We start from the raw sequence: 1226 nt of genomic DNA on the forward strand, positions 1-1226 counted from the left end.
CAGCTTCGCAAGTCCTTCGCCAGTGTAAACAAACGTCACCAATCTTAACCGAATCGATATCGTTGAGATCAACCGAGTCCGCGTCGCTGGTATCGAACTTGAAGGTGACCTTTGCTGGTTCACCTTCCTCTTCTGTGCGTGAAATCGCAAACGAAGCCGGGCTTTCACCTTCCACTGCGGCAGCGTCTACCGTCTTGATCGACACCTCCGCCACTTCGTTACGGTCAACGGTTTCGTCATTGATGGTGGCGTTCGCTTTGTCTCCGCCATTTGGAATGGTTGCGCCTTCGCCAGCCACAATCTGACCGACTAAGCTCTCTAAACCTTCAATCTCTGCGTCGTCTTTTGGTGTAACCACCACGGAAATGCTCTCTGCACCAGTGAGGGTTAGCTCGATGCCATCATTGAACAGCTTCGCAAGTCCTTCGCCAGTGTAAACAACGTCACCAATCTTAACCGAATCGATATCGTTGAGATCAACCGAGTCCGCGTCGCTGGTATCGAACTTGAAGGTGACCTTTGCTGGTTCACCTTCCTCTTCTGTGCGTGAAATCGCAAACGAAGCCGGGCTTTCACCTTCCACTGCGGCAGCGTCTACCGTCTTGATCGACACCTCCGCCACTTCGTTACGGTCAACGGTTTCGTCATTGATGGTGGCGTTTGCTTTGTTATTACCCGGTAAGATCGATGCGCCTTCGCCCGCCACAATCTGACCGACTAAGCTCTCTAAACCTTCAATCTCTGCGTCGTCTTTTGGTGTGACGACAACACTGATGCTCTCAGCACCGGTGAGGGTCAGCTCGATGCCCTCGTCGAACAACGCCTTAAGTGCATCGCCTGTGTAGGTCGTGTCACCAATCTTGACCGAATCGATATCGTCGATATCAACCGAGTCCGCCATGCTGGTATCGAACTTGAAGGTGACCTTAGCTGGTTCGCCTTCTTCTTCTGTGCGTGAAATAGCAAACGAAGCCGTGCTTTCACCTTCCACTGCGGCAGCGTCCACCGTCTTGATTGACACCTCCGCCACTTCGTTACGGTCAACGGTTTCATCATTGATGGTGGCGTTGCTTTGTTATTACCCGGTAGGATCGTCGCGCCTTCGCCAGCCACAATCTGACCGACTAAGCTCTTCTAAACCTTCAATCTCTGCGTCGTCTTTTGGTGTGACGACAACACTGATGCTCTCAGCACCGGTGAGGGTCAGCTCGATGCCCTCGTTGAAC

The 1226-nt window shown here is 52.5% G+C and carries 1 protein-coding gene; it reads right to left on the reverse strand.

The features are described 5' to 3' along the window. Positions 1 to 1021, reverse strand: a 1021-nt coding sequence (locus B853_RS16335) for a hypothetical protein (protein WP_211285384.1), incomplete at its 3' end; no start/stop codon positions are given. Positions 1022 to 1226 lie beyond the last annotated feature (205 nt).

The organism is Vibrio rotiferianus CAIM 577 = LMG 21460 (assembly GCF_002741985.1).
Taxonomy (GTDB): domain Bacteria; phylum Pseudomonadota; class Gammaproteobacteria; order Enterobacterales; family Vibrionaceae; genus Vibrio; species Vibrio rotiferianus.